This is a genomic window from Aurantimicrobium sp. (assembly GCF_036667855.1).
GTDB lineage: Bacteria > Actinomycetota > Actinomycetes > Actinomycetales > Microbacteriaceae > Aurantimicrobium.
Map to the genome: position 1 here is coordinate 12,731 of NZ_JAVWTF010000002.1, position 15,832 is coordinate 28,562.

Sequence of the window (15,832 nt, forward strand, 5' to 3'; positions counted from 1 at the left end):
TCCATGAGAAACAAGAAAATGCGCATTAGCGCCATTGTCGCCGCTGCGGCAATGAGCGTGTGGTCGCTTACCGGTTGTGCAGCTTCGGGATCAGACGCGAGTGAGACCACTCTTAATCTGCTTGTCCCCAGCTACTCAGACGCAACTCAGAAGAACTGGGAAACCGTTGTTTCAGGCTTTGAAGCAGCAAACCCCAACATCACCGTCAACCTAGAAGTTCAGTCGTGGGACAACCTCGAGAGCGTTGTTTCCACAAAGGTTCAGGGCGGACAAGCTCCTGATATCTACAACGGTGGTCCATTTGCAGGATTCGCTGCAGATGGCCTTTTGTACGACGTCAAGGATGTTACTTCCCCCGAGACTTACTCTGACTTCCAGAAATCTTTCCTCAAGAACGAGCAGCTCGATGGCGTTACCTATGCACTTCCGTTTATTGCATCGGCACGTGCACTCTTTGTAAACAACGACCTGCTCAGCCAGGCAGGTGTTTCTAGTGCACCCACCACTTGGGATGAGCTCCTCAGTGCAGCTACCAAGATCTCTGGTCTTGGTAACGGTATTGCTGGATACGGTATGCCATTGGGTTCCGAAGAAGCTCAGGCTGAAGCAGCTGTTTGGCTCTGGGGCGGTGGCGGAACTTTTGGTGACGCTTCCAAAATCACCGTAGACATTCCTGCCAACCTGCCAGGTGCAAACCAGATCAAAGCAATGATCGATGCTGGAGCTACCCAGGCAGATCCAGGTTCGACTAACCGTTCTCCTCTCATGGACATCTTTATCCAGGGCAAGATCGGAATGATGGTCGGTCTTCCTCCCACAGTGGGGCAGATCAAGGAAGGTAACCCTGATCTGAATTACTCCATCGTGAACATTCCTACTAAGACTGGTGACGCTTTCACTCTTGGTGTTGCTGACCAGTTGATGGCATTCAAGAACGACGGTAAGAAGCAGGCTGCAATCACAGCATTCTTCGACTACTTCTACTCTCAGGACGTCTACGTTCCATGGGTACAAGCAGAAGGATTCCTTCCTACCACTAAGTCTGGTTCTGAAGCTATGGCAGGCGATGAGTCACTTGCACCTTTCTTGAAGGTACTTCCTGACGCACAGTTCTACCCCAGCACAAACGCAAAATGGGCTGCAACAAATGCTGCATTCAAGTCACTCTTTGGCCAGATTGCAACGAAGCCAGCTCAGGACGTTCTGACAGAAATTCAAGTTCAGTCAGACGCAGGCTAACAACAACAAATATCCCGGAGTGAATTGATGAGTAACACAGTAGATGTGAAATCCGACGCATCGATTCCAGCGGGGGTGCGAAAGCGCCCCCGCACCGGGATTTTTTCTCGCCTCGAACCTCTTTCTTGGATAGGCGGAGCGATTGCCCTCATTTTGGGCGTAGTGATTTTCCCCGTCGGAGTCATGTTCTATAACGCGACCCGAGATATCGCACAATCTGGTGTCGATAAGGGTTCCGTGGGTCTTGATAACTTTGTCAAAGTCCTTACCTTCCCATCTTTCTTGCCCATCTTGCTTCGCACAATTGTGTGGGTAGGAGTGGTTGTAGTTGTCACCGTGGTGCTATCTCTTGCGCTAGCTCAACTGTTGAACAAAGCGTTCCCAGGTCGCCGAATCGTCCGAATGATTGTGATTATTCCCTGGGCATCTTCAGTTGTGATGACCACAATGGTTGTTTACTACGGTCTTGAACCGTATTTCGGAATTATCAACACGTTCTTAGTAGATGTGGGTTTGATTTCCACACCTGAAGGTTACGGCTGGACGAGAAATCCGGATACAGCATTTGCTTGGGCAATCGCCGTTGCTGTTTTTGTTTCCTTGCCGTTTACGACTTACACGATTCTTGCTGGGTTGACTGGCATACCTCGTGATGTCATTGAAGCAGCAAACATGGATGGTGCCGGACCCATTCGGAAGTACTTCTGGGTGATTCTTCCCCAACTTCGTGGCGCTTTGGCAGTTGCCATTTTGATCAACATCATCAACGTTTTCAATTCATTGCCTATTTTGAAAGTTATGACGGGATCAATCCCCGGTTATGACGCAGACACAATTATGACGCTGATATTCAAATACATACAGGTCCAACACGACGTGGGCGCTGCAAGTGCTCTTTCTGTGATTGCTTTCATTATTGTGCTGGCGATCGTTGCAATTTATCTCAAGCTCGTAAAACCAATGAAGGATGTTGAGTCATGAGTAAGCGTGTTTCAAAGCGTTACACCGAAGATCGAATTGGCCTTGGGCCACTATTACTTCGGGTATTTGCAGGGGTCGTCGTTGCAGTCTTTTTCTTGCTTCCGTATCTCATAATGTTCTTTGGTGCGGTCAAAACTAAAGCGGAAATTCGATCTGTGGATCCAACATATTTCCCCAAAGAGTGGCACTGGTCCAACTTCGTCACAATGTGGTCAACTCCCGAAGCACCTCTGCCTTTCAACCTTCTTTCTACCCTCGTCATTGGCGTGTGCTCGACAATTCTGGTGTTGTTAGTTGCGTTGCCAGCTGCGTATTACACGGCACGTTTCCACTTCCCAGGAAAATGGGTTTTCCTATTCCTTGTTGTCATTACTCAGATGTTGCAGCCCGCTGTACTGACCTCTGGACTTTTTAGGCAGTTTGTATCGATGCACCTCGTGGATACATGGTTTGCGCTCATCTTGGTTAACGCCGCTTTCAATTTGTCATTTGCAATCTGGATTATGCACTCCTTTTTTGCGAGCATTCCTAAGGAAGTAGATGAAGCTGCTCAACTCGATGGTGCGAGTAAATTACGTGTCCTATTCAAAGTGAGCATGCCATTGGTATGGCCAGGAGTAGTGACAGCTATTGTCTTCACATTCGTCGCTGCCTGGAATGAATTTGCAGCAGCACTTGTTCTGTTACCAACCGCAACAAACCAGCCACTTACGGTCGCACTGACTAAATTCGTTGGTCAATATGAAACTAGTTGGCAATACGTATTTGCTGTGTCGATTGTTGCGATTGTTCCTGTCGTGCTTCTCTTTTTTGCAATTGAGAAACGACTCGTCGGTGGGTTGACCGCGGGATCAGTCAAATAAAACAGTCGGAGGGGCACACTCTTATTTTCGAAGCTCTGAGCTGCCCCTCGAACTTAGATTTAAGCTCTAATTGCTTATTGCTCGACCCAAAAATGCTCACAGTTTGGGTTAATATTTCTTCCTGGTGACACTTAGATGAACACAGGGCGTGTCGCACAGAAAGTGTGTCATCACAGTCGTACTTTCATGTCATGAGCCCACACAGCAGTGGCGCAAAGACTGGTCAATCCGGTCAGCGCCAGAAGTCCACTTCCTCATCCACAACCGAGCGTGTCTATGTCTTAGATACCTCGGTTTTGTTGTCTGACCCCCAGGCACTCTTCCGCTTCGCGGAGCATGCGGTGGTCATCCCGGTGGTGGTGATTAGTGAGCTGGAGAAGAAACGCCATGATCCCGAGATTGGTTACTTCGCTCGTCAGGCCCTGCGTATTCTTGACGACCTGCGCATCAAGCACGAACGTCTCGACTTCCCCATCCCCATTGGAGATGGCGGTTCGCTTCGTGTGGAACTGAACCACTCCAACCAGGCAGTGCTGCCCTCTGGTCTCCAGCTGGGAGATAACGACAGCCGCATCTTGGCCGTGGCTATGAACCTCGCCAACGATGGCCGCAACGTCACCGTGGTCTCCAAAGACCTCCCCATGCGCGTCAAGGCTTCTTCTATCGGCATGAGCGCTGAGGAGTACCGTGCGGAGCTAGCTGTGGACAGCGGCTGGACGGGTATGGAAGAGATTTCTCTCAGTGCTGATGACATGGCCATCCTCTATGAAGAGGAAATCCTGCGATCCTCACAGGTCAAAGACACCCCCATCAACACCGGGTTGGTCATCCACTCTGACCGCGGTTCAGCTCTCGGTCGCGTCATCGACAAGGGTGAGATCACCCTTGTTCGCGGTGACCGCGACCTCTTTGGCCTGCACGGCCGCTCGGCAGAACAGCGCCTGGCTATCGACATGCTCCTCGACCCCAGTATGGGAATTATCTCGATGGGTGGCTCCGCTGGCACCGGAAAGTCGGCACTGGCATTGTGTGCTGGTTTGGAAGCAGTCCTCGAGCGTCAGCAGCACAAGAAGATTATTGTCTTCCGTCCTCTCTATGCAGTTGGTGGCCAAGAGCTCGGTTATCTCCCCGGTGACAAGGACGAGAAGATGAACCCCTGGGGTCAGGCCATCTTTGACACCCTCGGTGCTCTTGTTTCCGACAACGTCATGAACGAGGTTGTGGACCGTGGCATCCTCGAGGTTCTCCCTCTGACCCACATCCGTGGTCGCTCACTCCACGATGCCTTCGTCATCGTGGATGAAGCACAGTCTCTCGAGCGCAATGTTCTGCTCACGGTGCTCAGCCGCATCGGTCAGAATTCACGGGTTATCTTGACCCACGATGTTGCCCAGCGAGACAACCTGCGAGTTGGTCGACATGACGGTATTGCCAGCGTGATTGAAAGCCTCAAGGGACAGCCCTTGTTTGGTCACATCACGCTGACCCGTTCCGAGCGCTCCGCAATTGCGGCGCTCGTCACCGACCTCCTGGAGCGCCAGGAAGTCCTTTAGACGCCACGCGAATAGCCGGGGAGGAGAACACTCTTCGTTGGCTCACCCGCGGACTGTGGAAAGCCCTCGCCAAGCGAGGGCTTTCTGCATTAGTGTCTGGGCATGACGCTCTGGCAGATCATCCCCCTCGCCTACCTCGCAGTGGTGACGATTCCGCTGGTGCGCATTGACTGGAAAACCCACAGACTCCCCAACGTCTGGGTGATGCCGGGCTATATCGCTTTGGCAATTGCGTGGATCGGGGTCTGGATGACCACGGGTGAATACCCCATGCTTCCTGCTATTGCCGCTGCCGGTTATTTCACCTTCATGCTGCTGCTGAGCTATGGCGGGGGAATGGGCATGGGGGATGTGAAGCTGGCAGGGCTCTTGGGCGGTGCTGCTGGGTTGATCAGTGTTCCGGCTGCCATCCTCTCGCCCGTCTTGGCATTTGTTGCCGGGGGAGTGGCCTCTCTCGTGGTGCTGATTATCACCTTCACCAGGCGATCTGACCTCCCACTCAAGCAAGCGTGGGCTGTGACAAAGCAGACGAGAATTCCCTTTGGCCCCTTCATGTTGTTGGGGTTCTGGGCAGCAATGGTCTTGGTTGCAGGCTTGTTCAACTAGATAAAGTGAGCTCATGACTGTTCCTGAACTTTTCTTTGTATCTGAGAAGCCTGTTGTCGAGCTCACGGGCGCAGACAATGTTCTGTTTCTCGGCAATGCTCTCGGCACAGACACGCACCTCTGGGACTTGGCGTTGCCCACCCTGGCAGCGAAGTATTCAGTGATTCGCTTCGATATGCCCGGTCACGGACAGTCACCTGTGCCCACCGACTCCTACACCCTTGAAGAGATCGCGGATGCTCTCGTCGCGAAGGCAGATGAGCTCGGCGTTGAATCCTTTGACTATGCCGGTGTATCCGTCAGCGGAGCTATTGCGCTCGAGATCGCTTACAAATACCCCACCCGCATCAAACACTCCGTCGTGGTGTGTTCGGCTCCCTATATGGGCGGACCCGAAGGCTGGGGAGAACGTATTGCTCAGGTGAGCGCAGCAGGAACGGCTTCGCTAGTTCCTGCCCTTCCAGCCCGCTGGTTCTCTGACGAGTTCATCGCCAAAGACCCTGCAGCGGTGAAGAAGACGCTGGATATGGTTGTTGCCACCGATGACTCCAGTTACATCAAGACCTGTGAAGCACTGGGAAACTACGACGCCCGCCCCTTCATGGCAGACATCACTGTTCCAGTCTTGGTGATCTCGGGAGAGTTCGACCCAGGTTCACCACCTGCTGCAGGCGCCATCATCGCAGACACGGTTCCCGGAGCACGACAGGTTGTCATTCCGGGTGCCTCTCACATTGCAGTCGTCGAGTCTCCCCTCGAGCTGGCGAAGCACATCACCGACTTCCTCGCGAAGTAGGGTTGAGGAATGGTTTCCGCAGAAATTTCCCGCTCCTGGCTGCTTGTCAACGGTTCGCACTCTGAAGAATTCGATGCCGCCGCTGTAACAAAGGCAGATCAGATAGTCCTCGACATCGAGGATGCCGTTGACCCTTCTCAGAAAGCCCAGTCTCGTGCTGCTGTGGCAAAGTGGCTTGAGACCAAACAGGCTTGGGTCCGCATCAATGACCGTTCCTCGGACTTCTGGTCCGACGACATCGATGAACTGCGCGATATCCCTGGACTCCTTGGCGTGATGCTGGCGAAGACCGAAGACGGTTCCCATGTCACGGAAACTTTTGACCGACTTGGTGGCAAGACTCGTGTGCTCGCACTGGTTGAGTCAGCACTTGGAATTGAAGAAGCACGAGAGATCGCCTGCGCTCGCGGAGCTTTCCGCCTCGCCTTCGGTAGTGGTGACTATCGCCGCGACACCGGCACCAGCGTGGAAGACATTGCGATGGCGTATCCACGCTCACGCCTGGTTGTGGCCAGCCGTATTGGAAATATTCCTGGCCCCATTGATGGGCCAACGGTTGGTACCAGCTATGGAATTCTTCGCGAAAAGTCTGAACATGCAGTAGCTCTGGGCATGACCGGAAAACTATGTCTTCACCACGACCAGATCCCGGTCATCAACGAAGCCATTAGCCCCACTCAGTCTGACGTTGCCTGGGCGCGCACTTTCTTGGCCGACTTCGAAGCACGCGGTCGCGTGGTTCGTGACGGCAGTGACCTGCCTCGTTTGGGTCGTGCAGAGAAGATTGAGAAGTTGGCTGTCGCCTTCGGCATCAACCCTTCCTAGCCAGTTTTACGTGCTCTTCTTTCTGGTGAGCTTCACATAGAGTCCCAGGAGTCTGGGGACGATGAGGTAAACCGCAAGGGGAACCACAATCAACGTCAAAATCATTGCCTTGAGTATTGGGTGCATATCTCCCAGGGCTGGCATCAGGAATGTCAGTCCCAGGGCAACCAGTGGAAAAATAGTGATCCACGTAATCAATGCACGCATGTGGATGGAAACTTGCTGGGGAGGGTGAGCCATTTCTCTAGGCTAGCTCTTATATTTCTCACAGCTGGCTCATAAGAACCCTAGATACGGTGAATACACAACATCCCCGTACTGGAGAAAATGATGGCTAAGACCACCCCCGCAACTTTTGATCCTGCTGACGAGCCCAAGGCTTCCAAGGCAGCTGCAGCGCCCAAGACCGAAGCAGCAAAGCCTGCTGAAGTCGCTCACGCAACCTACCCAGGTCAGACCCTCGGTATTGTCGCTTTGGTACTTGCTTTCTTCCTCCCCGTCCCTGCCCTAGCGCTGGGTATCATCGCGTGGGTATGGTCCAACAAGGCGGGTAAGAACAACGTTCTTGCCAAGATTGCTGTTGGTGTGAGCGGCGCATTCGCCGTCATCGGAATCTTCCTGTTTGGTCTCTGGATCGCACTTGCCGGCGCAGTATTCGGCGGTTTTGACCGTGGTCACGATGGCTTCGAAGGCGGTCCCGTGCAGGTTCATGTCATGCCTGGTCAGGGCGGAATGCAGATGCCCGGTGACATGGATGACATGATGCGCGGACTCGAAGGTGACATTGATGGCATGCAGGGTGGACACATGATGCCCGCACCGTCGGACCTCCCTTCTGCTTCTGCAACAACGAACTAGATCTCCTCAAAGACGATGTGACCCTGGCCTAGCGGCCGGGGTCATTTTCGTTAACAGGCAACAGTTACCGCCTACCCTAGAGATATGACTCACCACACCCATAAGCCCTTAATGGCGGCGTGGGTGGCCATTGCGCTTGCCGTTCTGGCAGGCATTCTGCGCACGAGCCAGGCACGAATCAACGGTGCCTTTGCCCAAGAGATCCACGACGCTTTCCTCTCTGGCGTGATCAGCTTTGGTTCAGGTTTCCTCATCTTGCTGGTGATTATTTCCTTCAATAAGAAGGGCCAGCAAGGCTGGCGCCAACTGATGGCAGCCATCCGCACCGGCGGAATAACGCCCTGGTTCACTCTGGCTGGCACCGCAGGTGCTGCCTATGTGCTCTCGCAGACACTGGTTGTGGGGCTCACTGGAGTTGCCCTCTACACAGTGGCCTTCGTGGCTGGTCTGTCGATGGGTGGATTGTTCCTTGACCTCTGGGGAATCGGTCCTGCGGGCAAGAAGCCATTGAGCTTCAATCGTGTGGGTGGTGCCGTGCTGGGTATAGGTGCCGTGGCACTGTCTCTGGTGGGACACTCCACCGCCGTCTCTGCTCTGTTGCCACTGCTCTTGCCACTTGTCTGCGGTGTTCTGGTCGCGTGGCAGGACGCCGCGAACGGTCGAATGACCGTCATCGCGGGCACTCCACTGACGTCCACGTTCCTGAACTTCATGGTGGGAACTGGTGTGCTGTTGATTGCCACGGCATTCCACTCGTTCTCAGCAGGACTGCCAGCAGCTTTGCCGACCCAGCCGTACTTTTATCTCGGTGGCGCCATCGGTGTGGTCTTCATCGGCATTACCGCAGTTGTGGTGCGCGAGATTGGTGTGCTTCTGATGGGGTTGGGCTCCATCGCTGGTCAGTTGTTAATGGCCGTCATCTTGGACTTCTTCTTCCCCAGTGCCCAGGTCACGGGCGTGATGATCTTGATTGGTGCCAGTTTGGCGTTCGTGGCAGCGGCGTGGGCTGCCTGGCCGAAGAAGAAGCCGCATGCCCATGTGGCCGAAAGTGTTCCGCACTCTGGCGAGTAACATCTCTTACATAAACTCCCCAAGGTGGTGACTGTGGCGAAAGCGCAAAGTGCATCTGCTGACAACAGCAGCGTCACCTCACGTGCCCTTTCGGTGTTATCTGCTTTCGAGAACTCGCCAGGTGCTTTGTCTGTGGCCCGTATCTCTCAACGCTCAGGTTTGCCGCTGTCCACGACCTATCGTCTTGTCCATGAACTGGAAGAGTGGGGCGGCCTCGATAAGACTCCCGACGGCAAATATCAAGTGGGAATGCGGATCTGGGAGCTAGGGCAGTTGGCTGGGCGCCGTTTGCGCGACCGTGCACACCCGTTCTTGCAGGACTTGTTCGATCTCACGCACGAGAACGTACACATGGCAGTGCGGGAGGGGACGCAAACCCTCTACACCGACAAGATTTATGGTTCCAAGAAAGTGCCACTGATTTCACGTGTGGGCGGGCGCTTGCCCCTGCATGCCACGGCCGTCGGCCGTGTGCTGCTGGCAGCCCAGCCTGAATGGTTCATTGAGGCCTACTTCGAACGAGAGCTTGAAGCCCCCACGGCGAAGACCGTCGTGGATCCAGAAGTTCTTCGTGCTGAGGTAGGGGAAGTACAGCGCACGGGCTACTCCATCACTATCGAACAGATGCGTGTGGGGCAGTTCTCACTCGCGTTGCCTGTTGTGGTCGAGGGGCAAACGATTGCTGCAGTCGGCATGGTGCTAGATAAGGGCAAGATCGGTGAGGTCCGTCGTTTGATGCCTTTGCTGCGTGGAACCGTCGAAAGCATCCAGGCTTCGATGTCTGGACGCGCCATTCGCTGAGCGGGAAAGCTCGCGTAACTTCCCCGTCTTTTCGGGGAGAAAAAATTAACTTTGACCCCGATTCTCACTGAGTGAGAAAACTCTCTAGGTGTTTACCTCTAACGGGTCGACTATGAAGATACGCACGTTCAAGGAGGAACGCACATGAGTGCAACAACTCACCACGGATACGAACCTTTCAACATGAAGGATCCTTTCCCTGCTTACGCTGAGCTTCGCCGCGAAGAGCCTGTGATGTTTGATGAGCGTATTGGCTACTACGTCGTCTCTCGATATGACGACGTGAAGGCCACCTTCGAAGACTGGGAGACTTTCTCTTCTGAGAATGCACAAGCTCCTGTTCGCCCCATGGGCGCACCTGCGAAGAAGATCATGGAAGAAGGCGGCTTCACCGCCTACTCAGGACTCTCCGCTCGCGTTCCGCCAGAGCACACGCGCCTGCGCACTGTTGCATCCAAGGCATTCACTCCTCGCCGTTACAAGGTCCTTGAGCCCGCCATCCGCGAAAACGTCGACATCATGATTGACAAGATGCTCGCCGCGGGAGAACCCGGAGACATTCTCAGCGACATCGCCAACGACCTGCCCACCATCACCATCTTGACCTTGTTTGGTGTTCCCATCAGCCGCATTCCCGAAATCAAGAAGTGGTCGGCTAGCCGTGCACTGATGACTTGGGCAGAGCTCACCGACGAGGAACAGATTCCTCACGCACACAACTTGGTGGAGTACTGGAACTTCTGCCAGGAAATTGTTGCCGAGAACAAGACAAACCCAGGCCGCGACAACCTCGCTGCAGACCTGTTGAAGCTTCAGGCTGAGGGCAACGACATCTCTGACCACGAAATTGCATCACTGCTGTACTCGATGCTCTTCGCTGGCCACGAAACCACCACCACCTTGATTTCAAACTCACTGCGCATGTTGCTGTCGAACCCTGAGACCTACCAAGCTCTCGTGGAAGACCCCGAGAAGATTCCAGGCGCCATTGACGAGGTGCTGCGCATGGCAGGAAGCATTGTGGCTTGGCGTCGCAAGGGAACCCGCGATGCAGAAATCGCCGGAGTCAAGATTCCTGAAGGATCTGGTGTTCTTCTGCTCATGGGCTCGGCAAACCGCGATGCCAGCGTGTTCGAGAACCCCGATGTATTCGACATCGGCCGCGAAAATGCCCGTAACCACATGTCTTTCGGTTACGGAATCCACTTCTGCCTCGGAAACCTCCTTGCGAAACTGCAGGGCAAGGTTGCTTTGGAAGAAATCACCAAGAAAATTCCAACCCTGCGACTGATGCCAGGAGCAGACATTAACTTCATCGAAAACCTCTCCTTCCGGGTGCCCACGTCGGTGCCCGTTGAATGGACCAAGTAAGGGAAAACCATGGGTAAGTACACTTTCGCTTTCGATAGCACCGAAACTCCCGAGCACGACCGTCTTGGTGGAAAGTGCACCAGCCTGGCCATCATGACCAGTGCAGGAATGCCTGTTCCTCCCGGATTCGCCGTGACCACCGATGCATTCGACGCCGTGATGAACCAGACCACTCTGCGCGATCACATTGTGAAGCACCTCGAGGGTCTTGACCCCAACGATGTAACTGATGTGGACACCCGCGCAGCACACATCCGCGAGCTCATCATGACTCAGGAAGTTCCTGCTGATGTCCGCGACGAGAGCATCGCCGCCTACAACACCCTGATGGAACTCTGTGGCGGGGAAGTGCCTGTAGCTGTGCGCTCGAGTGCAACCGCTGAAGATCTTCCTGACGCCAGCTTCGCTGGACAGCAGGACACCTACCTGTGGATCATTGGCCAGGAAGCAGTGATGCAGAAGATCCGTGAGTGCTGGGCTTCGCTCTACACCGCACGCGCGATCACATATCGCATGGCTAACAACATCTCCGATGAAGGCCTGTCCATGGCAGTTGCTGTGCAGAAGATGGTCAACTCCCGCACCTCCGGTGTCGCGATGACCATCGACCCCAGCAACGGTGACAAGTCCAAGATCGTGGTCGACTCCAGCTGGGGTCTCGGCGAGATGGTTGTCTCCGGTGAAGTCACTCCAGATAACTTCCTGATCGACAAAGTCATGATGCACATCATCAACCGCATCATCTCGGACAAGCACGAAGAACTCGTTCCTTCCGGACACGGCACCGTGATCCGCAAGGAAGTTGAGGCAGAGCGCCGCAACAGCCCCAGCCTGAGCGATGAAGAACTCATCCAGGTTGCCACTTTGGCTAAGGCGGCTCACAAGCACTACGGAACAGTTCAGGACATCGAGTGGGCCATCGACGCCGACTTGCCTGCAGGTTCCAACGTTCTCCTTCTGCAAAGCCGCCCCGAAACGGTGTGGTCACAGAAGAAGCAGGAAGTGAAAATCACTTCCACCGGTTCCGGTATTGAAGCGATCACGAAGTCGCTGATGGCCCAAATCGGAGACCGCAAGTAAAGCCTCACCAACAAGGCACCACCTGCACCACAGATCCACCCCCTGTTCCACCAATCTCGACGATGAGAAAGGCACCACTCCATGTTCGGAAAGAAGGCAAAAGCAATGACGCCAAGCGCCGCTCGCAAGAGCTTCGTCTCGCCTTATGACCTGCCAGCACCCAAGGGTGCTGAAGGTTGGCAAGACCTCTACCCATACAACCTCGTCTTCCAGGACAACCTGAAGGACAAGGAAAACTCCAAGTTCTGGTTCTGCGACTCGCAGCACTGGCCCAACGTGTTCAAGCCATTCGAGACCGTCGGTGTCGAGTTCGCCGTTCGCTGCCTTGGTGCCTACAACACACGCCACTACATCATTCCTCCCGCAAACGGTATTGAGTTCCGCATCCACAACGGCTTCTGCTACATGAGCCCTGTTGCTGTTGCACCTGAGCTAATCGGTGACCGCGTTCCTCACTTCATGGAGCGTGCTGGTTACTACTTCCAGAACTGGAACACCCTGCTGGAGAACTGGAAGAAGAAGGTTCTCTCCACCATCGAAGAGATGGACGCCATCAACTTCGAAGCACTCCCAGACATGGTTGACATCGAGGTCATCACCAGCGGTGCTGGTATTGACCCCACCGCCAAGATGATGGCTGACTACGACCGTCTGATTCAGCTGGCATACAAGAACTGGGAGCACCACTTCGAGTTCCTGAACCTGGGATACGTCGCGTACCTCGACTTCTTCGGCTTCTGCAAGGAATCCTTCCCCGGCATCCCTGACTTGGCTATCGCCAAGATGGTGATGGGTGTGGACTCGGTTCTCTTCCGTCCCGATGACGAGCTCAAGGACCTCGCTGACCTCGCTGTGAAGCACAACCTCACCGCTGTCTTCGCTAAGAACCTCGACGCAGCAGGAACCCTTGCTGAACTCGCAGGCTCTGCAGACGGCAAGAAGTGGATTGCTGCATGGGAGAAGGCTCAGGAGCCTTGGTTCAACTACACCAGCGGTAACGGTTTCTACGGTTCTGACGTCTACTGGCGTGACAACCTGGATCTGCCTATGGGATATATCCAGGACTACGTAGTCCGCGCAGCCAAGGGCGAGCAGCTTCACCGCCCCAAGGATGCACTCATTGCAGAGCGCGACCGTATCACCGGTGAATACGCTGAACTTCTCGACGGCGAAGCCCTCGAGACTTTCAACGGCAAGCTCGGTCTTGCACGCACCGTGTACCCCTACGTAGAAGACCACAACTTCTACATTGAGCACTGGACCATGGGCGTCTTCTGGCGCAAGGTTCGTCAGCTGTCTCGTTTGCTCCACAGCTACGGCTTCTGGACTGAGCCAGATGACATGCTCTACCTGACCCGCGACGAAGTACGTCCCGTACTGTTCGACCTCGCAACCGGTTGGGGTGTTGGCGCTGACTGCATCGCACCTACCTACTGGCCACAGGAGATCGAGCGTCGTCGCAAGATCGTGGACGCCCTGATGACTGCACGCCCCGAGCCTGCATTCAACGAGCCTCCCGCAGAGATCAACGAGCCATTCACCATCATGCTCTGGGGTATCACCACCGAGCAGGTTCAGCAGTGGCTTGGCGGCGACGAGGGCGACCCCAACCAGCTCAAGGGTATGGCAGCATCCCCCGGTGTTGTTGAGGGTAAGGCACGCGTCATCATGGGACCAGAGGAGCTCGACCAGCTCCAGCAAGGTGAAATCCTTGTTGCTCCTGTGACCGCACCTAGCTGGGGACCTGTCTTCGGCAAGATCAGCGCAACGGTGACCGACATCGGTGGAATGATGAGCCACGCGGCTATCGTTTGCCGTGAGTACGGCCTTCCCGCCGTCACCGGTACCGGGTCTGCTTCCACCAAGATCAAGACTGGTATGAAGCTTCGAGTCGATGGCTCGAACGGTACCGTCGAAATCATTGGCTAAGTAAGCAGCCACTAAGGAATAAACCATGTCGTCCCCATCCCACTCACCAGTTGTCAATCACCTGGGCCGCGATGTCACCGGAAAGATTCCGGACGCATCGCGAGTCCCCGGGATGATTGAACTGAACGAGCGGGATGGGGCGATTTGGTCCCTTGCGAAGGATTTCCTTCGCACCCGCGATAACGATGCGCACAGCCTCTATGCGTATTCGATCGCACAAGCTCTGCTCTCGCAGATTCCTGAAGCAGATGAAAACATCGTGCTTCCCGCAATACTTCTCCACGACACGGGTTGGTCCACGGTCGATGAGCGCTTAGCGCTGGAAGCCATTGCTCCCGGAGCAGATGACTCTCTGCGCCACTTGATCATTCAGCACGAAAAAGAGGGTGCACGCATTGCGCGGGAAATCCTCGAGCAGGTCGGTGTTCCTGAAGAAGACATCGTGCAGATCGTGGACATCATTGATGGCCACGACACTCGTCTGGTCACCATCAACACCAATGACGCCCTGGTTAAGGACTCAGACAAGGTCTGGCGCGTCACTCCTCACGGCCGTCGCGTCGTGATGGACTGGTTTGGCATCGATGCTGAACAGTCGCTGCGGTTGTGTGCCTACCGCGCGTATAACGAACTTTTCACTGACCAAGCAAAGGCCATGTCCCGAGTACTTGTGACTACGGCATGCATGGATTTCAGCGAAGAAATTGCCAACACTTACACCCGAGAGGATGTCGCCTAATGGGTGCTTCACCACAGTTTGACGGCAAGGTCGTCATTGTCACCGGCGCAGCCGGTGGCTTAGGTCGTGCCTTTGCTCAGGGGTTCGCTGCCGAAGGCGCCCAGCTCGTTGTTGCCGACATTGACCAGGCAGGCGTGGAAGAAACCGCCTCGATGCTGAAGGCATCTGGTGCGAAAGCCATTGCCGTTAAGGTCGATGTCACCAGCAAAGAATCCACGGATGCTCTGGCCCAAGCTGCTCTGGATGCGTTTGGACGTATTGATGTGCTCATCAACAACGCAGCCATCTATGCAACGCTGACCCGCAAGCCCTTCACCGAGATTGACCCTGCAGAGTGGGATCGCGTCATGAACGTGAACGTCAAGGGGGCGTGGCTGTGTTCAGCCTCGGTTTATCCCAAGATGGCTCAGCCTGGTGGTCGCATTGTGAACATTGCCTCCGCAACTGTCTTCAGCGGTTCGCCACTGTGGATGCACTACGTCGCGTCCAAGGGCGCCGTGATCGGCATGACCCGTGTGATGGCTCGTGAAGTGGGCCCACAGGGCGTCACCGTCAATGCCATTGCTCCAGGATTTACCCTCACTGAAGCCAGCTTGAGCCTGATGGAAGACGCCGAGACCTATGGAGTTGACCGCGGCGCCATCAAGCGTGCCAGCCAGCCCGAAGACATCGTGGGAACCGCTATTTTCCTTGCCGGCGAACAGTCCGGATACATCACCGGCCAGACCCTCGTGGTCGATGGCGGCAAGCAATTCATCTAAAACTTTTCAGAGACAGAAACATAAAACAGGAGAGACACATGCCGAACGTAACTTACATTTCCCCCGACGGAACTGAGACCACCCTCGAAGCTCGTGACGGTGATTCCGTCATGGAAATCGCTGTCAAGAACGGCGTTAAGGGCATCGTTGCTGAATGTGGTGGAGCATGCTCCTGCGCAACCTGCCACGTCTATGTTGATGAGGCTTTCGTTGGTGCTGCCGGCGAAGTTTCTGACCTCGAAGATGACATGCTCGACGGTGCTGAGTCCGAGCGTCTCCCCGTTTCTCGCCTGTCCTGCCAGATCAAGATGTGTGCAGAGCTCGACGGCCTCAAGGTTCGAATCGCTCCTAAGCAGTAG

Annotated in this window: 17 protein-coding genes; 16 read left to right on the top strand and 1 reads right to left on the bottom strand. The window is 54.9% G+C overall.

Going from position 1 to position 15,832, the window contains the following annotated elements; genetic code table 11:
* Window positions 1-3 precede the first annotated feature (3 nt).
* From RR877_RS01415 to RR877_RS01445, 7 genes are all read left to right on the top strand, one after another.
* A complete protein-coding gene (locus tag RR877_RS01415; protein WP_332618720.1) occupies window positions 4-1,239 on the top strand; it encodes an extracellular solute-binding protein in 1,236 nt (411 codons plus the stop codon).
* A gap of 27 nt (window positions 1,240-1,266) precedes the next feature.
* Complete coding sequence (locus RR877_RS01420; RefSeq protein WP_332551492.1) at window positions 1,267-2,220, top strand: sugar ABC transporter permease; 954 nt, start codon at window positions 1,267-1,269, stop codon at window positions 2,218-2,220.
* Window positions 2,217-3,083 (top strand): carbohydrate ABC transporter permease, encoded by an 867-nt coding sequence (locus RR877_RS01425; RefSeq protein ID WP_332551491.1) that lies wholly within the window; start codon window positions 2,217-2,219, stop codon window positions 3,081-3,083. Before RR877_RS01420 ends, RR877_RS01425 begins: the two co-directional genes overlap by 4 nt.
* A 191-nt stretch (window positions 3,084-3,274) precedes the next feature.
* Window positions 3,275-4,636: a PhoH family protein gene (locus RR877_RS01430; protein WP_332627602.1), complete on the top strand. Its 1,362-nt coding sequence runs from the start codon at window positions 3,275-3,277 to the stop codon at window positions 4,634-4,636.
* Window positions 4,637-4,738: 102 nt separating this feature from the next.
* Entirely contained in the window at window positions 4,739-5,242 is a 504-nt protein-coding gene (locus RR877_RS01435; RefSeq protein WP_332550897.1) for a prepilin peptidase, read from the top strand.
* Window positions 5,243-5,255: 13 nt separating this feature from the next.
* Complete coding sequence (locus RR877_RS01440; RefSeq protein ID WP_332618723.1) at window positions 5,256-6,038, top strand: alpha/beta fold hydrolase; 783 nt, start codon at window positions 5,256-5,258, stop codon at window positions 6,036-6,038.
* 9 nt (window positions 6,039-6,047) lie between these two features.
* Window positions 6,048-6,863, top strand: a complete 816-nt coding sequence (locus RR877_RS01445; RefSeq protein ID WP_332550899.1) for a CoA ester lyase — start codon at window positions 6,048-6,050, stop codon at window positions 6,861-6,863.
* Between the two features lie 6 nt (window positions 6,864-6,869).
* On the opposite strand, the gene RR877_RS01450 is transcribed toward RR877_RS01445, so the two are convergent.
* The gene (locus tag RR877_RS01450) at window positions 6,870-7,103 is read right to left on the bottom strand and encodes a hypothetical protein (RefSeq protein WP_332618724.1); all 234 of its coding nucleotides are present in this window, start codon (window positions 7,101-7,103) and stop codon (window positions 6,870-6,872) included.
* A 90-nt stretch (window positions 7,104-7,193) separates the two neighbouring features.
* On the opposite strand from RR877_RS01450, the gene RR877_RS01455 reads away from it, so the two are divergent.
* The 9 genes from RR877_RS01455 to RR877_RS01495 all read left to right on the top strand — a co-directional run bounded on the left by RR877_RS01455 (window position 7,194) and on the right by RR877_RS01495 (window position 15,832).
* Complete coding sequence (locus tag RR877_RS01455) at window positions 7,194-7,721, top strand: hypothetical protein (RefSeq protein WP_332550901.1); 528 nt, start codon at window positions 7,194-7,196, stop codon at window positions 7,719-7,721.
* 84 nt (window positions 7,722-7,805) lie between these two features.
* Window positions 7,806-8,792, top strand: coding sequence for a DMT family transporter (locus tag RR877_RS01460; protein WP_332550902.1), 987 nt, complete (start codon window positions 7,806-7,808; stop codon window positions 8,790-8,792).
* 33 nt (window positions 8,793-8,825) lie between these two features.
* Window positions 8,826-9,593 carry an IclR family transcriptional regulator gene (locus RR877_RS01465; RefSeq protein ID WP_110234904.1) on the top strand — a complete coding sequence of 256 codons (768 nt, stop codon included), beginning with the start codon at window positions 8,826-8,828 and terminating at the stop codon, window positions 9,591-9,593.
* A 144-nt stretch (window positions 9,594-9,737) separates the two neighbouring features.
* Window positions 9,738-10,964 carry a cytochrome P450 gene (locus RR877_RS01470; RefSeq protein ID WP_332627603.1) on the top strand — a complete coding sequence of 409 codons (1,227 nt, stop codon included), beginning with the start codon at window positions 9,738-9,740 and terminating at the stop codon, window positions 10,962-10,964.
* A gap of 9 nt (window positions 10,965-10,973) precedes the next feature.
* Window positions 10,974-12,044, top strand: coding sequence for a PEP/pyruvate-binding domain-containing protein (locus RR877_RS01475; protein ID WP_332550904.1), 1,071 nt, complete (start codon window positions 10,974-10,976; stop codon window positions 12,042-12,044).
* Window positions 12,045-12,125: 81 nt separating this feature from the next.
* Window positions 12,126-13,973: a PEP-utilizing enzyme gene (locus RR877_RS01480; RefSeq protein WP_332627605.1), complete on the top strand. Its 1,848-nt coding sequence runs from the start codon at window positions 12,126-12,128 to the stop codon at window positions 13,971-13,973.
* 25 nt (window positions 13,974-13,998) lie between these two features.
* Window positions 13,999-14,712 (top strand): HD domain-containing protein, encoded by a 714-nt coding sequence (locus RR877_RS01485; protein WP_332550906.1) that lies wholly within the window; start codon window positions 13,999-14,001, stop codon window positions 14,710-14,712.
* Window positions 14,712-15,473: a 3-oxoacyl-ACP reductase family protein gene (locus tag RR877_RS01490; protein WP_280802367.1), complete on the top strand. Its 762-nt coding sequence runs from the start codon at window positions 14,712-14,714 to the stop codon at window positions 15,471-15,473. Before RR877_RS01485 ends, RR877_RS01490 begins: the two co-directional genes overlap by 1 nt.
* 38 nt (window positions 15,474-15,511) lie before the next feature.
* A complete protein-coding gene (locus RR877_RS01495; RefSeq protein ID WP_110234163.1) occupies window positions 15,512-15,832 on the top strand; it encodes a 2Fe-2S iron-sulfur cluster-binding protein in 321 nt (106 codons plus the stop codon).

What these genes read in the sequence shown, in the direction of transcription:
- RR877_RS01495 (WP_110234163.1), top strand. Translation starts at nt 15,512, where the DNA reads ATGCCGAACGTAACTTACATTTCCCCCGACGGAACTGAGACCACCCTC.
- RR877_RS01470 (WP_332627603.1), top strand. Translation starts at nt 9,738, where the DNA reads ATGAGTGCAACAACTCACCACGGATACGAACCTTTCAACATGAAGGAT.
- RR877_RS01445 (WP_332550899.1), top strand. Translation starts at nt 6,048, where the DNA reads ATGGTTTCCGCAGAAATTTCCCGCTCCTGGCTGCTTGTCAACGGTTCG.
- RR877_RS01490 (WP_280802367.1), top strand. Translation starts at nt 14,712, where the DNA reads ATGGGTGCTTCACCACAGTTTGACGGCAAGGTCGTCATTGTCACCGGC.
- RR877_RS01415 (WP_332618720.1), top strand. Translation starts at nt 4, where the DNA reads ATGAGAAACAAGAAAATGCGCATTAGCGCCATTGTCGCCGCTGCGGCA.
- RR877_RS01420 (WP_332551492.1), top strand. Translation starts at nt 1,267, where the DNA reads ATGAGTAACACAGTAGATGTGAAATCCGACGCATCGATTCCAGCGGGG.
- RR877_RS01450 (WP_332618724.1), bottom strand. Translation starts at nt 7,103, where the DNA reads ATGGCTCACCCTCCCCAGCAAGTTTCCATCCACATGCGTGCATTGATT.
- RR877_RS01440 (WP_332618723.1), top strand. Translation starts at nt 5,256, where the DNA reads ATGACTGTTCCTGAACTTTTCTTTGTATCTGAGAAGCCTGTTGTCGAG.
- RR877_RS01435 (WP_332550897.1), top strand. Translation starts at nt 4,739, where the DNA reads ATGACGCTCTGGCAGATCATCCCCCTCGCCTACCTCGCAGTGGTGACG.
- RR877_RS01480 (WP_332627605.1), top strand. Translation starts at nt 12,126, where the DNA reads ATGTTCGGAAAGAAGGCAAAAGCAATGACGCCAAGCGCCGCTCGCAAG.
- RR877_RS01425 (WP_332551491.1), top strand. Translation starts at nt 2,217, where the DNA reads ATGAGTAAGCGTGTTTCAAAGCGTTACACCGAAGATCGAATTGGCCTT.
- RR877_RS01430 (WP_332627602.1), top strand. Translation starts at nt 3,275, where the DNA reads ATGAGCCCACACAGCAGTGGCGCAAAGACTGGTCAATCCGGTCAGCGC.
- RR877_RS01475 (WP_332550904.1), top strand. Translation starts at nt 10,974, where the DNA reads ATGGGTAAGTACACTTTCGCTTTCGATAGCACCGAAACTCCCGAGCAC.
- RR877_RS01460 (WP_332550902.1), top strand. Translation starts at nt 7,806, where the DNA reads ATGACTCACCACACCCATAAGCCCTTAATGGCGGCGTGGGTGGCCATT.
- RR877_RS01485 (WP_332550906.1), top strand. Translation starts at nt 13,999, where the DNA reads ATGTCGTCCCCATCCCACTCACCAGTTGTCAATCACCTGGGCCGCGAT.
- RR877_RS01455 (WP_332550901.1), top strand. Translation starts at nt 7,194, where the DNA reads ATGGCTAAGACCACCCCCGCAACTTTTGATCCTGCTGACGAGCCCAAG.